The following is a 20,748-nucleotide window of genomic DNA, read 5'->3' as shown; positions in this document are numbered from 1 at the left end:
TGCTGCGTTAAATCATAAGCAAGACAAAACGCCCCTAACTTAGCATTAGGGGCGTTACTGGTTACTCGAGGACAGAAACCATTAGTTGTTGTCGTGTATCATCACATGATCGAGCAATGAAGAGAGCATGTCGTGTTGCGACATGCCGCTAAAGCCACTATCAAGCTGATGGGCTAAATTTTCTACCACGATAGACTGCTCTTGCATTCCTGAACCATCAGGATGAACAAGCAACTCAACATTATCTCCATCCACTTTGACATCAAGGTGCTCAAGTAGCTTATCCATATTGACGGACACTGTTTTGAGCTCAGGCAACACGTCACGTAAGTCGATTTTGTCCCCCTCACTGACACTGAAATCTTTGATGGTATCCGTCGAACCATTATCAATTTGATGCCAAACAAAGGTATCCATACCCGTGCCACCAACCAAAATATCAGACCCTAAACCGCCTTCCAGCGTGTCGTCACCATCACCCCCGATGAGCTGATCATGACCTGCACCACCAACCAAGTAGTCGCTTGCGCTTCCTCCGGTTAAAGTGGCATTAACACCACTACCATCAAGATGCACACCCTCGTTTGAAGCAGACTTATCGATCACTGTGGCATCATTAACCACACTGAGATGAATAGCGATGTGATTGCTCGATTCTGCTCTATCAAGCACTGCACCGCTATCGTCTAACTCTGATGAGATCGCTTTGAACGTCAAGGTATGCTCGCCAACTGCCGCATCTTTCACGCTGAGCGTATCGATAGCATCGGGCGATACATACCACACTCCATTGTCAAAACTTACGCTGCCATCTCGACTGTCTAAGCTCGCCCCTGCCGGAACACCAGACACTTCAAGTGTTAACGCTTCGGTCGTATCAGTCAGTGCTGCCAACAACCCAAGAACGGCGATTCCGCTCGCACTGGCATTCTGGCTTACTGTCATATTTTGCATATGACTCCACTTGGAATCTAGCGTCAACGTTGGTGCATTGGCCACTGGCGTCAACGCGATGGTATAGAGCTTAGCATCAGCTTCTAAGGCAATCCCTGATGGGTTACCACTATCTTTTGCGGTAACGTGCAAATCAATGCTATTACTCGGTGCACGGCTCGCGTCGAGATAAACGCCATTTGGCGGCGTGGGGTTATCGAGTAGAGTATTTAAGTCTGAGAGTGTCCCTGTTAACGTCATTGAGCTACTGTTCGCGCCAGTCACCATCACACTCGAAGCCGAAGGTATCGAAATGGATAGATGACCGTAATCAACACTCAAGGTGACGGTCATCAAGTCGTTCGCATGTCCATCGACATAATCAACATCACTTACGTTAATACCGCTAATCAGCTGCGCTGGCGCTTCATTAATGCCGACCGTAATATCATCGATATCAAGCACTGGCTGATCGTTCACCCCTTCAACAAGCAAAGTGATCTCTGCGCTAGCAGATTGATGGTCAGACTGACCATTTGTCATGCCATCATCTTTGACTACATAGGTAAACTTAACCTCACCGTTGTAATCTTGTGCCGGAACAAAAGTCCAAGAGACACCATCAGGATTGAGGGTTAACTTTCCTTGCCCCTCGGCTAACATCAAACTCTCAACACTGATCCTGTCACCTTCTTTGTCACTGGTGGCATCAAGCAACTCTTGAGCAGTAATAATGCGACTTCCTTCCTCAAGCATAGTGCCCAAATCTAAGTCTTTCGGCTCTGGAGCATCGTTAACTTCTTTCACATGAATCAAGAAGTTAGTTTGATTTGTGGATGACGTACTGGCATCTCCGGCGATGATCGCCCCATAACTCCCACCATCATCAACGCTTGCGGTGACTGTCACCGCGCCACCTGAATTAAGATCATTACTGTCCGTATCAGGGTTAAACTTCACTTTACCAGCGGCAATGGCTGCATTGATATCCTCAAGTTTACCTGTGATGATTAAGCGACCATCTGTAGCGAGCGAGAAGTCAACGCTCGGGTCACTGACAAATTCCAACACGCCTTTATCGACATTCAGCGTTAGAGTGTAGATGGCGTTAGGATCATCATAAGTTGCATCGACATCGGCAATCGAAAATTGGTCAATCGCTAATCCCCCGACCACATCTTCTGTCGTTTCAAGGCTAATAACGTTCACGAAGGTCGGTTGATCGTTGACTGGGTCAATCATCAAATCAACATCAAACTCTGACTTAGGCCCCAGATATTCATTGCCACTGGCATCCTTATCCACCGCTTGAACCGCAATATGAATAGGGAGGTTGATACCCATCACACTGGCAGTATCACTGTTGTGTTCACCTGAGTTAAATACAATTTTATCGAGCTGCTGAGCCGGAATATCTAACGTCCAAACCTTGGTAACGGGATCATAATTTGCCAACGTTGTCCCATCTGGATAGAAAATCTGCGCGTCATGCGCCACATTACTCACTTCTACCCGCAGCGTTTCTGGCGCATTTTCACTATAAGTTCCACTACCCGAGGCAGACATCGCCTTATCAATCACTGAGGCGTTGATTGCAATATCAATGTTAGTGCCTTCAGATCCAGAGACTGAATCAGTTGCATCCGTATCAACTACGTCGCCAACCGGATTCACCGTCAGAGAAAACTTAGGCAAATCTTTCGCCGCCGTCGGTACACCTAATAATGACTCTTGGCTAAAGACCGTTACGCCAAACTCAGCGTTACCACTGAAGTGCTTCGGCGGTTGAACAGAGATAGCACTTAAGTCCAATGAATCGCTTGTTCCCGAAGGAAGCTTAACACTCCACTCACCGCCACCATTGTTTTTGACTGTGTAACCGCTAGCGGGATCGGCGGTTAGCAAGAATCCATCTGGCACCTCAGTAAACTTAATCGATACAAACGACTCGGAACCATCAGTATCGGTCAAGGCGATCGACACCGCGCCAGAGTTACCAAGGGAAATCGCTTGGTCTTCATCGCCCGTAATTTCGATTACCTGACTTGGATCAGAGCCAGGTCCCGTGACAACAACCTCATCAACCACAGGCGTGACTTCAAAGCTGACACTGGTTGAAAAGTTATCTGAGTGTGTAGAGGTCGTTTCGCTCACCGTTTCATTGAATGTTGCGGTATCGGTGACCGTACCCGTCACGTTAATGGTGATTTTGTTATCGTCATTTTCCGTGGGGTAGTTGGCTTTGGGTTTAAACAAGATGTTATCGAGTGCGTGGTTATCAATCATCTCTTTGTTAAACTCTAGGCTAGTCCCCAAGCTCTTACCGGATTGGTCGAAAAACTCACCGTTGATGGGTTCGGCTAGTGTTAAAGTGATCGATGAAAGCACCTCGCGGCCACCTTCGTCACCCGTGACTTTATCGGCCAAAACGTAACTCAGATCGAGTTGAATATAACTATCTTCATAACCAATCGGATCAGCTCCTGCCGCGCCATCTTGATCAATCGGGTTGATCGAATCGTCGAGTGACCCTTTGACCTCCAACGTGATCTCAGGTTGTGAATTGACACCAGAGGCCACATCTGCGATCGGGTCAACTTTGATGATCACTGACTCATTGATAGCGGTTTCATCACCTGACGTTTTATCGGTAGTAATAACAGTCAGAGGTAACCGAAAGTCCCCCGAATAGTCTGTTGGCGGAATAAGCGTGAGATCATCAAGCCCTGTAATGAGTCCGTCGTCAGTCAGTGTCGCCTGGAAGACGTACTTGCCATTGGTAAAATCAACATGAGAATTAGAGCCCTCAATGCCAATTGCGAAAGTCTCGCCACCCACCGTCACCTGACTATCAATCACAATCGTCACGGTATCCTCATGATTGTCATGGGATGTGACGGTAATAATAGACTTTAGCTGCTGACCAAGGTCGATAGTTGTATCTTCCACACCTGTGATGACGCTGTTGTCGATAAGCTCGACAACGCCCGCTTGATAGTCATTACCGTCCGCATACTCAGGGAACGATAACACCACTTTTGTCTCGCGCTGCTCCACGACACTCTGCTTGGTGCCATCATCGCCCTTATCAACGACTTGCGCGAAAATGGTTAAACCAATATCACTGAATACTTTCGGATTACCTGCATCGGCAGGGGTAAAATCTAATCCATTCGGCGCTTTGATACTAAAGGCATCTTCGTTGGTAATCACCCAGCGACCATTACCTTCATACACAGCGCCCTCAATGAAAAGCTGATCCATGATTTCTTGACGCGTATCGTCGAACTGGACAACCAGCTGTGTGACTAATTCCTCAGATTCATACTGAGAGTCAAGAGCATCAGTCTCTTGATACCTAATCACATACTCACCCGATAACGCCGCTTTGGCTTCATTTGTGGTGAAAACAATCGTGCCATCGGAATTGGCAACGACTTTATGCGCCGCATCACCGACCTCAGATCCCGCTTCATTTGCTACGATCAGTTTATTACGCGCATCTGTTGGCTCAACCACAGGACGCACTTCGACGTGAATATCACCGCTAATGGTGGCGCTAACACGCCCACCTTCACCTTGGATGTTATCGCTGGTGTATTCGTGGTCGAGCTCTTCAATTTGCACCGTGGTTGTTAAATTGAAGTCGGTACTTGAGTCTTTTGGCGGCACAATTTGGATGAAGCCATCTTGTAACGCAGCTTGTGTAAATGCTGCCAATGACTGGCCTGTATTGGGTGAAATCTCAATGGTACCACCGTTAACACTGGCCAGACTGCCACCAACATATACCGTTGCACCATCGGGAATACCGCTGATCTGGATCGAGGTAAAGTGTTCATCCGAGTCGGTGTAATCACTGCCCACTTTGGGATGCCAAGCGATATTAATTGCTGAGTCTTCGTCGCCCACGGACTGATTGGTATAGTGCAGTGGTGTATCAATGACGGGCTCAACCTTCACTCGGATCTCTCTATCAAAAGTCAGTGTATGGCCATCATTTTCAGTGACAACAACGGTCTCTTTGATATGGATATTTTCCGTCGAAGAAGCAATAGGACGGATCACAATCCCCGATGAGATATCGAGATTGGTGATATTAGCTTCATAGATAGGCTGGCCGTTGGCATCGTAACCGGTAAAATTCAGATTAACCGTGTCACCACTGCCATCTTCAATGACCACACCCGCAGGAATGTTAGATAGCAGTACCGTAATGGTTTCTGAACCATCTATAGGCCGCTGTGCATGCTCGCCAGAAATTACCGAGAAATCTATTGTCGCAAAGCTATTCTCATCGATGGTGGTTTCAACACCAGAGATATTGCCATCAACAAAATCGCTCCAGTTTGAGCCACCGATATGATGCTCAGGGATATCCGCCACACCGATCACTTCAACGTTAACCGTTTTCGTGCCCAACACGTTTTCATCAACATGTATGCTATTGTCAGACAGAGTGGCGCTATCTTTGATCACCCCTGTCACAGCAAAGGTAAAGTCCTTATTGCTATGCAAATCAGGAACCACTTCGACATTCGCCAATTGATCGTAAGGGATCTCTTGATAGGTTACACCATTGACTGTCACAGACGTGATTTGACTGACACCACTCCCCGTCCAAACCAGCGTTGCTGCCTCAGTTATATCCGAAATGCGCACATACAACGTTTCTGAGCCGTCACTATCTAACGACGGCTTCATGCCAATCACTTCGCTGAGAGTGAAAGGTTGATGGTTGGCATCTTGCCCGGTGTAATCTGGATCAGCGATATTATCTTCATTAATCTGAATACGATTAACACTGAAGCTGCCAGCATCGGCTTGTGGCGTCACATCGATAATTAACTCTTTAACTTCAGAGCGCGCAGTGGTTTTATCTGTCGTCCCATCGACGTAAGGATTACGAGTTTCAGTGCTGACTGCGGTTGCTTCGAAGCGAATCTGCCCTGAGTAGTTATCACTTGGGTTTACTTGAATCGAGTTAACCTCTTGCGCCGAGAGCGTATAAACACCGTCTGTGGGGGTAATGACTTTTCCTTGAGCGTCGAGTAGCTCAAAATGACCTTCACCTTGCGTTACTTGTAGTTCATAGCTAATCGTTTCGGGGCGACTCGCATCTTGGGTTGCCGCAGCGAGTTCAACTTGAACGTTGCTGCCGTCTTCATCGACTTGGTAATAGTAGGTACTTTTAGCATCATTCCAAGTCGCAATATCGGCGACACTTTCTACTGCTATATGGAAATTCGAGTCAAGGGTATGGTCGGCGATTCCATTGTTATCGATTTGCATTTGGTAGTTAATGACGATACCAGCATGCTCTGTCGAATAGTTACGGTCTGGCACAAAATAGAGATTGTTAATCGTCGCTATAGTATCGCTACCGCTTTGGCTAAAACTCTGTTGCAGGTGCGACTTATCCAAGACGATATCGCCCGTTGCAGGATCGACCGTTAATTTATGTAACTCGCCATTTTCAAGATAGAAGAAACTGCCATGGTGATTGCCCGCTTTAATCGTTAGCGCGCCAATCGATTCACCGTTGTCTTGATCATGTAGGTTAACTTGTAGCGAGACTTGTGCTGGCGCATCTGGCATACCCGCTTGATTATCATGTGCATTTTCTCGCGTAGGTTCGTCACCGTCGGCGTATTTGATGCTGCTATCACGACCGGCATCTTCAAATGTGGTGACTTTCATCGCAACCGGACTGGCGTCTTGGTCGGTAATGGTGATCGCCAGTGGTGCCACCGAGGTATCTAAATCGCCATCGGTTGCCGTAACATTGACGGTAAAATTAATTTCATTCCCTTGATGCTGCAGCGACGGATTGGCGGCAAACATTATCTCGCCGTCACTGTCGACTCTTAACCAACCTAAGTGGCGATCTGCAACCTGACCATTGCTGTTCGTCGTTTGCTGATACACGGCAATATCTTGCGTCCCTGCCGTCAAATCAATTGAATTAACGTAACTATGGCCATCTCTAAAAACAATCTCGGCACCGTCACTGTCTGTCGTACCTTCAATTCTGGTTAGCGCTGCGTGGTCGGCACCTTTATCGGTGTCATCGCCAAACATATTGACCTGAGATCCACTCAGTCCCTCTCCCTCGACGCGCGTTATCGACTGTCCGCTTAAAGTAGGTACATCATCGACCACGTTAATCGCTAGGGTGATGATTTCACTCTCGTCACCGTCAAAATCGATGGCTTTAATCGAGAAGTTAATATCAAGCGAGTTTTCCCCTTGGCCATCGGGGTGTTGAAGCGGTTTAAGAAGTTCGAAAGTATAGCGATTATCCGATGTATCAAACTTAATCATAAACACAGGCTCGCCCGAGACTGTCTGCGCGGTATAGGTAAATACGGTGCCGTTATTGGTCGCAGGAGCCCACTCTAGATTTTCACCGCCAGAGACTAGTCCGTTTAAAGTTTGACTTGCGTTCACCAACTGATAATCAGCAACACCATCAGCCCCTTCAGTCACAACAAAATGGCCCGAGATTTGGGTAGCTTGACTTTGGTCTGAGCCAATAGACGTTAAATCATCTTCATCAACTCGTCGTTCACCCGTGGTGCCCGCAAGACTAGGCTTATCATCAACAACCTCGATTGGCAGCAGATGAGATGGCGAAACATCACCGTCACGGTCAACAGCGGCGACCGCAAAAGGAATCGTCAACGAGTCGGATCCCTCGGCGTGATCCAAGGCTTTAATCTGAGTATAGGTATAGCTGCCATTATCTCCGAGCGTAAGTGTGAATATGACTTCGCCGTTAGCTACGCCTTGATAACTAGTTTCCCCTGCGCTACCGGATATTAGTGAAATCGTAACCTCATGACCGCCTGATTTAAGGCCATCTTCACTGTTATGTAAATTCACCAATTGGTATCGCACAACGGAATCTGCGCCTTCAATCGTGGTTAAGCGACCCGATGCTGTCGCAGCCGCTGGCGAAGAGCCCGATTGCATATCGTCCTCTTGTACCGTAAAACGGCTACTTGGGTCGAAGCCTGTAATTTGAGCAGCATCATCGCCGATGTTGATCACGAGATTATGACTAATAGACGCATCGTTATCTTTATCAACCGCAAACACGGGAATGCTGATCGCTAACGAGTCCATACCTTGCTGCGCGTGGTCAACTTCCTGAGTAAGAGAAACCGTATATTTACCTAAGTCGCTCTGATCTAAATCGATTCGCAACACCTCAACTTTAGCGCCGTTGAGGTGGATGTATCCGACATACTGACCAATAAACTCACCGCCAGTGCCAGTCACTTCGCCAAATATCACCTTTTGTCCATCAGATTCAAGCGTTGACGTGAGGTTTAACTTAGCTAAATCCACTTTCATCGCAACGACACTATCACTGCCGGTGGCAACACTAATCGTGCCACTGGCCGTGGTATCCGTTGCGCCCACTTTCGAGCCGTCACTTAAGCCCGCTTCATAAACGTGACCTTGAGTAATCGCGGTAATGATGGGATCTTGTCCATCGCTGATGGTCAACTCAACCTGACTGCGCAGCGTATCGCCGTCTTTATCCGTCACGGTTACAACTAGGGTATGGCTGATGGTGTCATTCGCCGAGTGGTCAAGATTGCTATCAGGGATAAACGACAGCTTGCCGTCAGCGCTGATCACCACTTTACCGTCGCTCACCACGTAGTCACTTTGACCCTCAACCAACGGGTAGTTTTTGCCATCAAAGCTAAATGAGGTCACCACGCCATGATCCGCGCCCGCTTGGGTGATCACATCAATCTGATTGCTTTGAGTTGCTTCCCCTATGGTCGGCTCTGTCACGCTTAAGCTGCCATCGACGACCACCTGAATATCGTCGCCAACGTGGATCACTAAATCGCTGTTGGGTGATTTATCGTTGTCACTGTCGAGAGCGTAAACGGGCAGATGAATCTCAAGGTTATCTTGGCCCTGCGCGCCGTGGTCGACCTCTTCAAGCAGCGTCACTTGGTATTGACCTAAGTTCGCTTGGTCTAAAGTCACGCTGAGCACATCAATCTGCGCGCCTTGCAGCGTAATGTAACCGCGATAGGTCCCTGAGGCCGTCTCTTCGAGGACCACACGCTGACCGGCCGAGAACACAGCGTCTGCCGCATCGCGACCGTTAAACTCAGCCACATCAATGTTAAGCGCGCGAACCACATCACTGCCGGTAGTAACACTAATCGTGCCACTGGCCGTGGTATCCGTTGCGCCCACTTTCGAGCCGTCACTTAAGCCCGCTTCATAAACGTGACCTTGAGTAATCGCGGTAATGATGGGATCTTGTCCATCGCTGATGGTCAACTCAACCTGACTGCGCAGCGTATCGCCGTCTTTATCCGTCACGGTTACAACTAGGGTATGGCTGATGGTGTCATTCGCCGAGTGGTCAAGATTGCTATCAGGGATAAACGACAGCTTGCCGTCAGCGCTGATCAACACTTTACCATCGCTCACCACGTAGTCACTTTGACCCTCAACCAACGGGTAGTTTTTGCCATCAAAGCTAAATGAGGTCACCACGCCATGATCCGCGCCCGCTTGGGTGATCACATCAATCTGATTGCTTTGAGTTGCTTCCCCTATGGTCGGCTCTGTCACGCTTAAGCTGCCATCGACGATTACCTGAATATCGTCGCCAACGTGGATCACTAAATCGCTGTTGGGCGATTTATCGTTGTCACTGTCGAGAGCGTAAACGGGCAGATGAATCTCAAGGTTATCTTGGCCCTGCGCGCCGTGGTCGACTTCTTCGAGCAGCGTCACTTGGTATTGACCTAAGTTCGCTTGGTCTAAAGTCACGCTGAGCACATCAATCTGCGCGCCTTGCAGCGTAATGTAACCGCGATAGGTCCCTGAGGCCGTCTCTTCGAGGACCACACGCTGACCGGCCGAGAACACACCGTCTGCCGCATCGCGACCGTTAAACTCAGCCACATCAATGTTAAGCGCGCGAACCACATCACTGCCGGTGGCAACACTAATCGTGCCACTGGCCGTGGTATCCGTTGCGCCCACTTTCGAGCCGTCACTTAAGCCCGCTTCATAAACGTGACCTTGAGTAATCGCGGTAATGATGGGATCTCGTCCATCGCTGATGGTCAACTCAACCTGGCTGCGCAGCGTATCGCCGTCTTTATCCGTCACGGTTACAACTAGGGTATGGCTGATGGTGTCATTCGCCGAGTGGTCAAGATTGCTATCAGGGATAAACGACAGCTTGCCGTCGACGCTGATCACCACTTTACCGTCACTCACCGTGTAATCACTTTGGCCCTCAACCAACGGGTAGTTTTTGCCATCAAAGCTAAATGAGGTCACCACGCCATGATCCGCGCCCGCTTGGGTGATCACATCAATCTGATTGCTTTGAGTTGCTTCCCCTATGGTCGGCTCTGTCACGCTTAAGCTGCCATCGACGATTACCTGAATATCGTCGCCAACGTGGATCACTAAATCGCTGTTGGGTGATTTATCGTTGTCACTGTCGAGAGCGTAAACGGGCAGATGAATCTCAAGGTTATCTTGGCCCTGCGCGCCGTGGTCGACTTCTGCGAGCAGCGTCACTTGGTATTGACCTAAGTTCGCTTGGTCTAAAGTCACGCTGAGCACATCAATCTGCGCGCCTTGCAGCGTAATGTAACCGCGATAGCTCCCAGAGGCCGTCTCTTCGAGTACCACACGCTGACCGGCCGAGAACACACCGTCTGCCGCATCGCGACCGTTAAACTCAGCCACATCAATGTTAAGCGCGCGAACCACATCACTGCCGGTAGCAACACTAATCGTGCCACTGGCCGTGGTATCCGTTGCGCCCACTTTCGAGCCGTCACTTAAGCCCGCTTCATAAACGTGACCTTGAGTAATCGCGGTAATGATGGGATCTTGTCCATCGCTGATGGTCAACTCAACCTGACTGCGCAGCGTATCGCCGTCTTTATCCGTCACGGTTACAACTAAGATATGGCTGATGGTGTCATTCGCTGAATGATCAAGATTGCTATCAGGGATAAACGACAGCTTGCCGTCGGCGCTGATCACCACTTTACCGTCGCTCACCACGTAGTCACTTTGGCCCTCAACCAACGGGTAGTTTTTGCCATCAAAGCTAAATGAGGTCACCACGCCATGATCCGCGCCCGCTTGGGTGATCACGTCAATCTGATTGCTTTGAGTTGCTTCCCCTATGGTCGGCTCAGTTACGCTTAAGCTGCCATCGACGACCACCTGAATATCGTCGCCAACGTTGACGACAAGATCGGAACGTGTAGATTGGTCGTTATCTGCATCAATCGCAAACACGGGCAATGATATGGCAATAGAATCCATACCTTGCGAGCCGTGGTCGATTTCCTCAAGTAACTCGAATTTATAGCCAGAGCGAAACTCTGTGTCTGTGGTCGTGACGTTACCAATAGTCACTTTCAGCACATCAACTCTAACGCCAGCTAAGGTGATGTAACCAAGATAGACGCCGGGTTCACCTGCAACAGGCTCTAAAACGATCGTTTGACCTTGCGCAGTAACTGCTGAGATTTGCTGTGAACGATTGAAAGCCTCAACATCAATACGCAGCTCTGTGACGGTATCACTGCCTAACGCGCCCGTTAGCGTACCGACAAATTCAGTGTTGGTCGCTCCATCCTGAGAGCCATCAGCTAAGCCAGCCTCATAGACATTGGCTGAGTCGATGTTAGAAAAAACTGGATCGGCCCCATCACCAATGCTTACCTGAACATCGATTGGCGTTTGAATCGCGTTACCACCGCGATCACTGCCAATGATGTCAAACGAGACATTGATCTGATCACCACTAAAAGAGACCAAACCGCCACCGACCGACGATGTATGATCAATCGGCTGAGAAATTGTCGTGGTCAGCGCTAAGCTAACATCTTTGCCAAGATTGGAGGCGTCGATATCAATTCGCACAACTTCTTCGCCGTTTAATGCACCAACAATGGCGTTATCAACGCCATTGTAACTAAACGAAACCGCTTGACCGTTCGAGGTAATATCCGTGTTGAGCTCACTGATCAAAGCCGCAAGAGAAACTGGTTCGGGAATGAATGAATTAGAATCGAGTGGAAGATCGCCGGCGAAAATAGTTACAGTGGTAGTGACCGATTGAGGGTAACTGCCAGCAGACAATGAACCTTCAATGAGTGAGTCGCTAATATTTTCACCACCCGAGGCGAACACAAGCGGTCTGGTTTGATCATCATTGTCTTGATCAACACTAACCTCAAAACCCGACGTTTCAAAGAAGGTACTGGCTAGACTTTCCGCGCCATTGTAATCAATGGTCACAAAGCCTGAGTTTGCTGAGCCCGATCCACCCGCGCCTGCAGCTGTTGCCTCGAGTATTTGGGTCGGATCAGCCCCTGCTAAAATTGCTTCTTGAATGGCGGCTAACTCGTCGGGACCGATAGCATTGTTTCCCAACTGCGAAACATCAATGCTGACTTCTCCTGCCACTGGTGAGCTTACCCAAGAGCCATAATTGCCTTCGACAGCAACGGCATTGGCATCAAACGTTATTTCTGCTCCTACGGCATCAAGCAACAAGTTCGATTGAGCAGCAACAATGACAATATTACCCGCATTCAGTCGTTCCCCAACGACCGCCTGATGTGCCCCCCCTTCAGGAGTAACAACGACAACGTCACCAATAACATCTTTGACTACAGTGGTTTGGCGTACTACATCTACGTCCATAAGTGTTCCCCGGCAAGCTCCCCTATTCACGACGACAAGGGATAGAAATATTTTGTTTCATTTTTATTTTATCGGCCAAAAGTAGCAGACGTTGTTCACAAAAGCAGCCCCTAATAATGATGATAATATTATTAAGAATAGGCTAATGTACTAATCAACCAAGCAGATAAGGGCTTGGCAACTGATCCACCCCGAAATATTAAGAAAATATATGCGTTACATTCTCAAAAGTGAGAACTCATTAACCTCATTTTTGCTGTGGCTATGCCTTACAAGTCGCCTTTCTTCGCTCTCTCATCCTTTCGTTGGCAGAGTGTGAAATGCGTCAGATTCTAAGGCGTAGAAGTCTAGAATGATGTGGTGAAAAAACGAGTTAGGTAAGGTAGGCGAGTATAAAAACAACGACATCAAGGACGTAACGTGAAGAACATCTCGACTTTTTCGCTAGCCCTGCTCGCAACAGCTTGTAGCGCCACAGCGTTGGCCAGCCCAAACTTGACCATTTCCACCACGACCACTAGCCGCGACTTTCCTCTTCAGAGCGGTAAACCTATCGTTTTGCCACTGAGCAAAGCGATGTATCAAATAACGCTTTCAGGCATTGAGGGGAAATGTGACGATATCAGCGAGCAAAAAGTCAAATTTCGTCGGCCTCTGGCACTGAATTGCGGTAAAGAGACACAATTTTCTGTCAACATTCGCTTTAAAGGTGATTACTCATTCGCTTTTGATCAGCAAAGCAATACCCTTACTGTGGCGCGAGAAGCTAAAGAGAGTAAACAAACCTTTGTACGCCCGATCCCTAACGTACAATGTGAAACCTATTCGGGTGGCGAAGTGACCCTTCATTTAGGTGGCTCATTCAACGAAGGACAGCAGCTTAAAGATGCATTAAGCGGTCAGGTCGTCACGGTGCATAACGATCAAGTTGTGGTATTGCCTGCAAAAGAGAGTGGTGGTCTGGTGTTGTTGGAACCTGTCATTTCAGGTCAAAATAAGCCCGAATTCACTTATCACAACGCCAACATTTACTTTGTCATGGTTGATCGTTTCAACAATGGCGATACTAGCAATGATTTAAGCTATGGCAGACAAAAAGATCACCAACAACAAGTGGGCACCTTTCATGGTGGCGATCTAAAAGGTGTGATCGCTAAACTCGATTACATCCAGAGCCTAGGCACTGATGCTATTTGGTTGTCACCGATCGTTGAACAGGTTCATGGTTTTGTCGGCGGTGGTGAAAGTGGTAGCTTCCCGTTTTATTCCTACCATGGCTACTGGACGCGCGACTTTACCAAAATTGACCAAAACTTTGGTGATGAACAAGACTTACGCACTTTAGTGACAGAGGCGCACAAGCGCGGGATAAAAATACTCCTAGATGCGGTGCTCAACCACGCTGGCTACGCGACACTTGCCGATCTTCAGATGGATAACCTGCAAGTGGTGAATAGACAAGAAATGCCGCAGCAATGGTCACAGTGGACACCAAAACCAGGCGAAAACTGGCACAGTTTTAACAAGGTCATTGACTATCAAAGCAAAAATTGGGTCAACTGGTGGGGACCTGATTGGGTTCGCGCCGGTTTGCCTAACTACCCGCAACCAGGTAGCAGCGACACGACAATGAACCTAGCTGGCCTGCCTGACTTTCAAACCGAGTCTGATCAACACGTAACGCCACCTCAATGGTTACTCGACAATCCTGATACCCGAGTAAAAACGCGCAGTAACTATACCGTCGCAGACTATCTGATTGAATGGCAAGCAGACTGGGTAAAACGCTTTGGAATTGATGGTTTTCGAGTTGATACTGTCAAACACGTTGAGGGTGATGTATGGCTAAAACTTAAGCAGGCGGCCAGTGATAACCTTGAACAGTGGCGCAGTAAAAATAGCTCACAAGGTCAACCATTCTGGATGATGGGAGAAGTATGGGGTCACTCGGCCTATCGATCTCCGTATGCCGACCAAGGTTTTGACGCGTTAATCAACTTCGACATGCAAAAGAAACTCGACAAAGGTGCGGCCTGTTTTAGTTATATGCAGGATATTTACCAAAACTATGCCGATTCAATTCAATCAACGCCCGACTATACGCCTGTGAGCTACATGTCTTCTCATGATACCGAGCTGTTCTTCAATCGTTTCAACTCTTTTGATATGCAGAAAAATGCCGCCAATGCCCTCCTGCTTAGCCCAGGTGCTGTGCAGATTTACTACGGAGATGAAGTGGGACGTGAACTCGGCCCTTATGCGGACGACTTCCACCAAGGGACTCGCTCTGACATGATTTGGCAACTTGATGCGCAAAGACAACAACTGTTAGCGCATTGGCAAAAAGTAGCCCAGTTCAGGCAAGCTCACCCAGCGATTGGAGGGGGAGCGCACCAACAAATCAAGGGCCAAGACGCGTATGTATTTTCAAGACAGCTAGGCGATGACAAAGTTGTCATCGCCTATGTAGGACGCTAATGACATAGGGGCTGCTGTTGGTTCAGCCCCTATCTTAAGGTTCGTAATTAGGGTTAATTAAGCGGTTTCGATACTCTTGGTCCGCTTTCGACTCGGCAATCATATGCAGCAAAAACAGACCTGTGTTACTCACGCCACACTTAATGCCACACGGCTCGTCATAATCTAAATTGACTGTTGTTTGATGCTTAGGGCTCGCTACTTGAGGCTCCTCTAACAGTGCCTGCGGCGCTTCCTGAGTGGGCTCTTGCAGCGAGTAAAGAAATAACTCGGTCTGATATTCAGTCGCATAGCCTGAACTGGTCATAAACAACAGTAACGCAGCGAATGTCAGATTGAGTTTCATGGGCAGGCTCGTCATACTCTATTTTCGCCCATTATAAGTAGGTGTTTAGCTGCTGCAACAAAAAAGCTCCCGCAGGAGCTTTTTGTTGTGAAAAATAGACGAGCTGATCGTTATTTGTTATTGCGGCGCGCTTCAACAGCATCTGCCAATTGTCGTAAAACTTTCTCAGTATCGTCCCAACCGATACAAGCATCAGTAATAGACTGGCCGTAAGTTGGCGCCTTACCATCCACAAGATCCTGACGACCTTCGACAAGATGAGATTCAATCATCACCCCGAAAATAGCGGCTTCACCACCCGATATTTGGTTTGCGACATCTTCTGCAACCACCATCTGACGTTGATACTGTTTCGAACTGTTAGCGTGGCTAAAATCAATCATTACTTTCTGTGGTAGACCAGACGATTCAAGCTGTTGCTTAATCGCACCAACATGATCAGCACTGTAGTTTGGCTCTTTACCGCCACGCAAAATAAGGTGACAATCAGGATTACCTGCCGTTTCTATGATGGCGGAATGACCAAATTTCGTCACCGACAAGAAGTGGTGCGATGCACTCGCTGAACGAATGGCATCAGACGCTATCTTGATATTGCCATCCGTACCATTTTTAAAACCAACTGGGCAAGAGATACCAGAAGCCAGTTCACGGTGAACTTGAGACTCAGTAGTACGAGCACCGATAGCGCCCCAACTGATCAAATCAGCCACATACTGCGGTGTGATCATATCAAGGAATTCACTCGCCGTCGGCATACCCATATCGGTCAGATCAAGCAGTAACTTACGCCCTGTACGCAAACCATCATTAATTTTAAATGTGTCATTCAAGTAAGGGTCGTTTATCAGGCCTTTCCAGCCCACCGTGGTACGTGGCTTTTCGAAGTACACACGCATAACCACTTCGAGGCGGTCACCCAGTTCATCACGCAAGACTTTAAGACGCTTACCATACTCAAGCGCCGCTTCAGTGTCATGAATCGAACATGGGCCGATAATCACCAAAAGGCGGTCGTCTTTATCTTTGAGGATATTTGCAATCGCTTCACGCGAGCGAAACGTAGTAGAAGCAGCTGATTCTGTTGCCGGAAACTTCTCTAAAACCGCAACTGGTGGTAATAATTCTTTTACTTTATTAATTCGTACATCATCGGTCTGGAACATTGCTTACTTCTTCCTATTTCTCTTTGCTGAGCGCTTCGCCTAAATAAAATGGTGAAAAAATGCTCACACTTTCTTGGTCCTGTCTCTGTAACTTATCTATCAAAAACCAAGCTTGCAACCACTATTTTCAATAAAAGACAATATTTTTGCTATTTTTACATTTTACACGATGTGTAAACTTATAATTACACATCGTTGTATTGTTGCTGAGATAAGAAATTACGTCCCCTACCACCTAACCCGATTTAATGCACAGAACTTCCTTGAAGTGAGGCTAAAGTTCAAATCAAACCTCTCTTTAATAAATCGATTAAATGATTAGGAACAACCGGCAGTTCTGTAGGTGCAGGGGCATCCGCCGACAAAGGCAAACAAGCCACGATTAATTACAATAATGGCATGGCTATTGTGACCATGGGTAAAGGTGGATTAATGTATGAAGCGTCTATTGCCGGACAAAAATACAGCTTCAAAGCCAAGAAATAAATTACTGGATTGAACCACCACAAAAACAAAAGGCAATGGAAGCACCCATTGCCTTTTTTAATGGTATCGAACGATTCATTATCAATCCCTATCAAACGTAAATAGGCCCTCACACCCAGATAGGTTAGACGTTTATCGTGACTACGGCAGGTAATGATCGAGCAATAATAACAAGAACAAAAACATCAAATGATAAATTGAAAATTTAAACGTCTCGATAGCAGAATTGTCTTCGGCATTAAACTTAAGCTTCCATGCATGACCAATAAAACCAACACTCAAAATTGTCGCTCCAATCCAGTAAAGCGTGCCCGCCATTCCAACCAGTGCGGGTAATAAACAAACTAAAGAGAGTAAAACGGTATAGAGCAATATTGAAGTTTTGGTGTAGTCGACGCCATGGGTAACTGGCAGCATCGGAATGTCGGCTTTGGCATAGTCATCTTTACGATGGATTGCCAACGCCCAAAAGTGAGGTGGTGTCCAAATAAAAATGATCATCACCAGTAGCCATGCATTGGCATGCAGCTCTCCGCTGACGGCTGTCCAACCCAAAAGAGGTGGCATTGCACCCGCGATCCCAGCAATAACAATATTTTGCGGCGTTGCGCGTTTCAAGTACATGGTGTAAACCACCGCATAGCCAAGCAAACTAGCCAGCGTCAGCCACGCAGTCAGGCCATTGACGCCAAAGTAAAGAATGACAAAACCCACGACACCAATGGCACTTGCAAAGGCAAATACATGGCTAGAGCGCAGCTTGCCCTGCGGCAGAGGACGTTGATAGGTTCGCGCCATGATGGCATCGATCCTTTGATCTATAAGATGATTAAACGCTGCCGCAGATCCAGCCATCAGGCCAATACCAATCAAACCTAATATCGTCTGCTGGACAGGTAATGTCCCCGGAACGGCCAAACACATGCCAACCAAGGCTGTGAGTAACATCAATGCCACCACCTTAGGCTTCATCAATGTTAGATAGCTTCTCCATAGGGGATTGTCACTGGCAGAGCTAATCGAGATAGTCTTACTCATGAGCGTTCTCCTCGGTAATTAAAGATGACTGGGTTTGCGTTTCTTCTGCCAATGACCACACAAGCTGATTAGCCTTGAGCACTGTCAGCAAAAGCATCGCGGCGCCGAGATTGTGTGCGACGGCGATAATCAGAGGTAAGCTGAGCAAAACATTGCCGATTCCTAAACTTATCTGTATCACTAACATGGCTAACATGCTTAAGGCAACAGAGCGTAAACTTGCTTGCTGAGTCACCCACAACCGATAACTGAGCAGTAACACCATCAACGTCACCACCAGCGCGCCTATTCTATGCGTAACATGGATGGTCATCCGAGCTGCATAATCCAATGTGCCGAATTCATAGCTGTCTCGCGGAGGCTGAATCAAATCAAACGCAGTAGCAAAATCAAGATAAGCAGTCCAGTCACCTTCACAAATAGGTAAACGGGTACACATTAAGGCGGCATAATTAGAGGACGTCCATCCTCCTAGTGCTATCTGAGCAATCACCACAACTAGCGTGATAGTGGCAACCACTCGCAAAGGCGACACCATTTTAACAGGCTGTTTAGGCGTACTTTTTTGTCGTAGCTGCCAGTGACAAAAAGCCAGCAAACTAAACAGAGTAAAGCCTCCCAACAAATGTCCCATGACCACTATCGGCATCAGTTTCATCGTTACGGTCCACATGCCAAGTAGCGCTTGGAAAACCACCACCACACTGATAGCGCCTGCAAGTAACAACGGCAACTGGCGGGTTTTGATGGCAATAACGCTAATGGCAAACACCACCAAACCTAAGCTTCCAGCAAAATAGCGATGAATCATCTCAAGCCAAGCTTTATCCTCTTCTACCGTTAACGACGGAAACAGCGACTGCGCTAAGGCAATTTCATGGGTCTCATTGGGCACTGTCAGATGGCCATAACAACCCGGCCAATCCGGACATCCTAAACCAGCGTCAGCAAGACGCGTATAAGCCCCTAACATCACCACGATAAAAGTGAGTATCAAACTGAATCTGACTAGAGTTATCAACTTCATCTCAGCACTCCTTGCTGTTAACCGACGCGCGATAGCTTGAGCAGTTTGCGTAAATCTGCCAACAACCCTTTGCTTTGTGACACCAACTCTGATGACGAATCAACTTTAGGGTAACGCATCACCAACTGACCTAACGGGTCAACAATGACATACTCAAATTGACCGACAAGCTGGGTAAAGCCGTCATCAATCTCGACCACCGGATAATCATCGAGCTCGATATTGAGCGCCGCACTGTGTGGTGATTTCAATAATACTGGCTGAACCCGTTGCTGATATTTGCCAAGCGCGATATGACTTTGACCAAGTAGGAAAATCTGTTGTTGGCAAAAATCATCACATTGATTTGGAATCACATAGCCCAATTGCCACTGTTTGTGTTGATAAGGATTACTTAACGCTAAGGAACTAAACGATGCGGCTGGCTCAATAAGCACACCTTTGTTGGTCACGCCCGATTGATACCAATGCTGACTAAGAATAGTTTTCGCAATCACCGCAGGTAGCGCAAATAGCAGCACAAGAGCCAAAAAAATTACTCGTCCGCGATATACTGGATTAATCATCTTTCGCTCCTTGTTTTAATGTTCGTATCAACAGCAAAATACTCAGCACGACCAAGGCTATCGCCATCGAAAACCATTGCACGGCGTAACCAAGATGTTTCTCCGCGTTCATTGAAACGGGTTGCCAAGGTTGTGGGTAGGGCCAGTTCGCAGCCAAGGGTTGAACCACGTAAGGTTCCAGTGTTATCTGCCACTGCGCTCCCAGCTGAGCAAAATTCAGGTTTTGAATTCGACTTGGCTGGCGCTGCTCCATCATCAGATCTTGGCTTAACGGATTGAGCGACTTGCGATAAAGTCGACCGATAATATCCATCGGCTCTGTTAACCATTCCACCGTTGGCAGTTGCGCTCTTGTGTTAGGAGCGGCAACAAAGCCTCGCTCAATTAATACCCATTGTCCTGTTTTTGCCTCAACAAGCTGTAAGGCCAAATAACCGACCTGACCGGCATAATGTTGATTATCAAGCAGCAGATAACGATCTTTTACTGGTGTTGCGCTCAGTTTCACTTTCAGCCCCGTTGGTATCGTGCGTTGATCCGATGACAGCGACGTTAACAAAACTGGATCTTGCTCTTCCCTCTGACTAACTCTTTGCTCTATTTCATTTTTTTCTTCAGCGCGTGCCAGTTGCCATAAACCTAATTTGATCAATATAGAAAAGGCAACCACAGTTAATAGGCAAACCACAGCAAAACGTAATGTTAAAATCTGCCCGAATAAGGAATCCGTCATGGTATTCATCTTCAAACTTGTACTGCTCTTGCTACTGCTTTTCATCCTAATCAACCTTGGCCGAGCCATGTTTGAAATGGTTAGAGGCACCGATGATGAAGACAACGCCGAGCCTGATGACAAACCAATGAGCTTTTACCTTGGCCGTCGGGTGTTTCTCTCTGCCTTGGCGATCATATTGCTGATTGCGGCCTTACTCAGCGGGTTTATTGAACCCCATGGTCGCCCTTACTAAAGGGCCTCGC

At 47.6% G+C, this 20,748-nt stretch carries 9 protein-coding genes; 2 read left to right on the top strand and 7 right to left on the bottom strand.

Annotation, left to right across the window (positions count from 1 at the left end; genetic code table 11):
* Window positions 1-81 precede the first annotated feature (81 nt).
* Entirely contained in the window at window positions 82-12,663 is a 12,582-nt protein-coding gene (locus ViNHUV68_RS16375) for a retention module-containing protein (protein ID WP_391091613.1), read from the bottom strand.
* Window positions 12,664-13,083: 420 nt separating this feature from the next.
* On the opposite strand from ViNHUV68_RS16375, the gene ViNHUV68_RS16370 reads away from it, so the two are divergent.
* Entirely contained in the window at window positions 13,084-15,141 is a 2,058-nt protein-coding gene (locus tag ViNHUV68_RS16370; protein ID WP_391091611.1) for an alpha-amylase, read from the top strand.
* 34 nt (window positions 15,142-15,175) lie between these two features.
* On the opposite strand, the gene ViNHUV68_RS16365 is transcribed toward ViNHUV68_RS16370, so the two are convergent.
* The 6 genes from ViNHUV68_RS16365 to ViNHUV68_RS16340 all read right to left on the bottom strand — a co-directional run bounded on the left by ViNHUV68_RS16365 (window position 15,176) and on the right by ViNHUV68_RS16340 (window position 20,503).
* Window positions 15,176-15,487 (bottom strand): hypothetical protein, encoded by a 312-nt coding sequence (locus tag ViNHUV68_RS16365; protein WP_038173556.1) that lies wholly within the window; start codon window positions 15,485-15,487, stop codon window positions 15,176-15,178.
* Window positions 15,488-15,597: 110 nt separating this feature from the next.
* Window positions 15,598-16,653: a 3-deoxy-7-phosphoheptulonate synthase AroG gene (gene aroG, locus ViNHUV68_RS16360; protein ID WP_038173555.1), complete on the bottom strand. Its 1,056-nt coding sequence runs from the start codon at window positions 16,651-16,653 to the stop codon at window positions 15,598-15,600.
* A gap of 627 nt (window positions 16,654-17,280) precedes the next feature.
* Window positions 17,281-18,177: a heme o synthase gene (cyoE, locus tag ViNHUV68_RS16355; protein WP_038173553.1), complete on the bottom strand. Its 897-nt coding sequence runs from the start codon at window positions 18,175-18,177 to the stop codon at window positions 17,281-17,283.
* A complete protein-coding gene (locus ViNHUV68_RS16350) occupies window positions 18,170-19,204 on the bottom strand; it encodes a COX15/CtaA family protein (protein WP_391091608.1) in 1,035 nt (344 codons plus the stop codon). The genes cyoE and ViNHUV68_RS16350 overlap by 8 nt, the downstream gene beginning before the upstream one ends.
* 17 nt (window positions 19,205-19,221) lie before the next feature.
* A complete protein-coding gene (locus ViNHUV68_RS16345) occupies window positions 19,222-19,770 on the bottom strand; it encodes a hypothetical protein (protein ID WP_038173551.1) in 549 nt (182 codons plus the stop codon).
* Window positions 19,763-20,503 carry an SURF1 family protein gene (locus ViNHUV68_RS16340; protein WP_038173593.1) on the bottom strand — a complete coding sequence of 247 codons (741 nt, stop codon included), beginning with the start codon at window positions 20,501-20,503 and terminating at the stop codon, window positions 19,763-19,765. The genes ViNHUV68_RS16345 and ViNHUV68_RS16340 overlap by 8 nt, the downstream gene beginning before the upstream one ends.
* Here ViNHUV68_RS16340 and ViNHUV68_RS16335 point away from each other — a divergent pair.
* Window positions 20,502-20,738 carry a DUF2909 family protein gene (locus tag ViNHUV68_RS16335; protein ID WP_038173550.1) on the top strand — a complete coding sequence of 79 codons (237 nt, stop codon included), beginning with the start codon at window positions 20,502-20,504 and terminating at the stop codon, window positions 20,736-20,738. The two genes, ViNHUV68_RS16340 and ViNHUV68_RS16335, sit on opposite strands and share 2 nt — an antisense overlap.
* The last annotated feature ends 10 nt before the right edge of the window (window positions 20,739-20,748 follow it).

This window comes from Vibrio sp. NH-UV-68 (assembly GCF_042940635.1).
Classification (GTDB): Bacteria; Pseudomonadota; Gammaproteobacteria; order Enterobacterales; family Vibrionaceae; genus Vibrio; species Vibrio pacinii.
The sequence above is the reverse complement of the archived record's forward strand: the minus strand, read 5'-3'. Positions and strand labels throughout refer to the sequence as shown.

Coding starts and splice junctions, on each gene's coding strand:
- ViNHUV68_RS16375 (WP_391091613.1), bottom strand. CDS start 12,663: ATGGACGTAGATGTAGTACGCCAAACCACTGTAGTCAAAGATGTTATT.
- ViNHUV68_RS16365 (WP_038173556.1), bottom strand. CDS start 15,487: ATGAAACTCAATCTGACATTCGCTGCGTTACTGTTGTTTATGACCAGT.
- aroG (WP_038173555.1), bottom strand. CDS start 16,653: ATGTTCCAGACCGATGATGTACGAATTAATAAAGTAAAAGAATTATTA.
- cyoE (WP_038173553.1), bottom strand. CDS start 18,177: ATGAGTAAGACTATCTCGATTAGCTCTGCCAGTGACAATCCCCTATGG.
- ViNHUV68_RS16350 (WP_391091608.1), bottom strand. CDS start 19,204: ATGAAGTTGATAACTCTAGTCAGATTCAGTTTGATACTCACTTTTATC.
- ViNHUV68_RS16345 (WP_038173551.1), bottom strand. CDS start 19,770: ATGATTAATCCAGTATATCGCGGACGAGTAATTTTTTTGGCTCTTGTG.
- ViNHUV68_RS16335 (WP_038173550.1), top strand. CDS start 20,502: ATGGTATTCATCTTCAAACTTGTACTGCTCTTGCTACTGCTTTTCATC.
- ViNHUV68_RS16340 (WP_038173593.1), bottom strand. CDS start 20,503: ATGACGGATTCCTTATTCGGGCAGATTTTAACATTACGTTTTGCTGTG.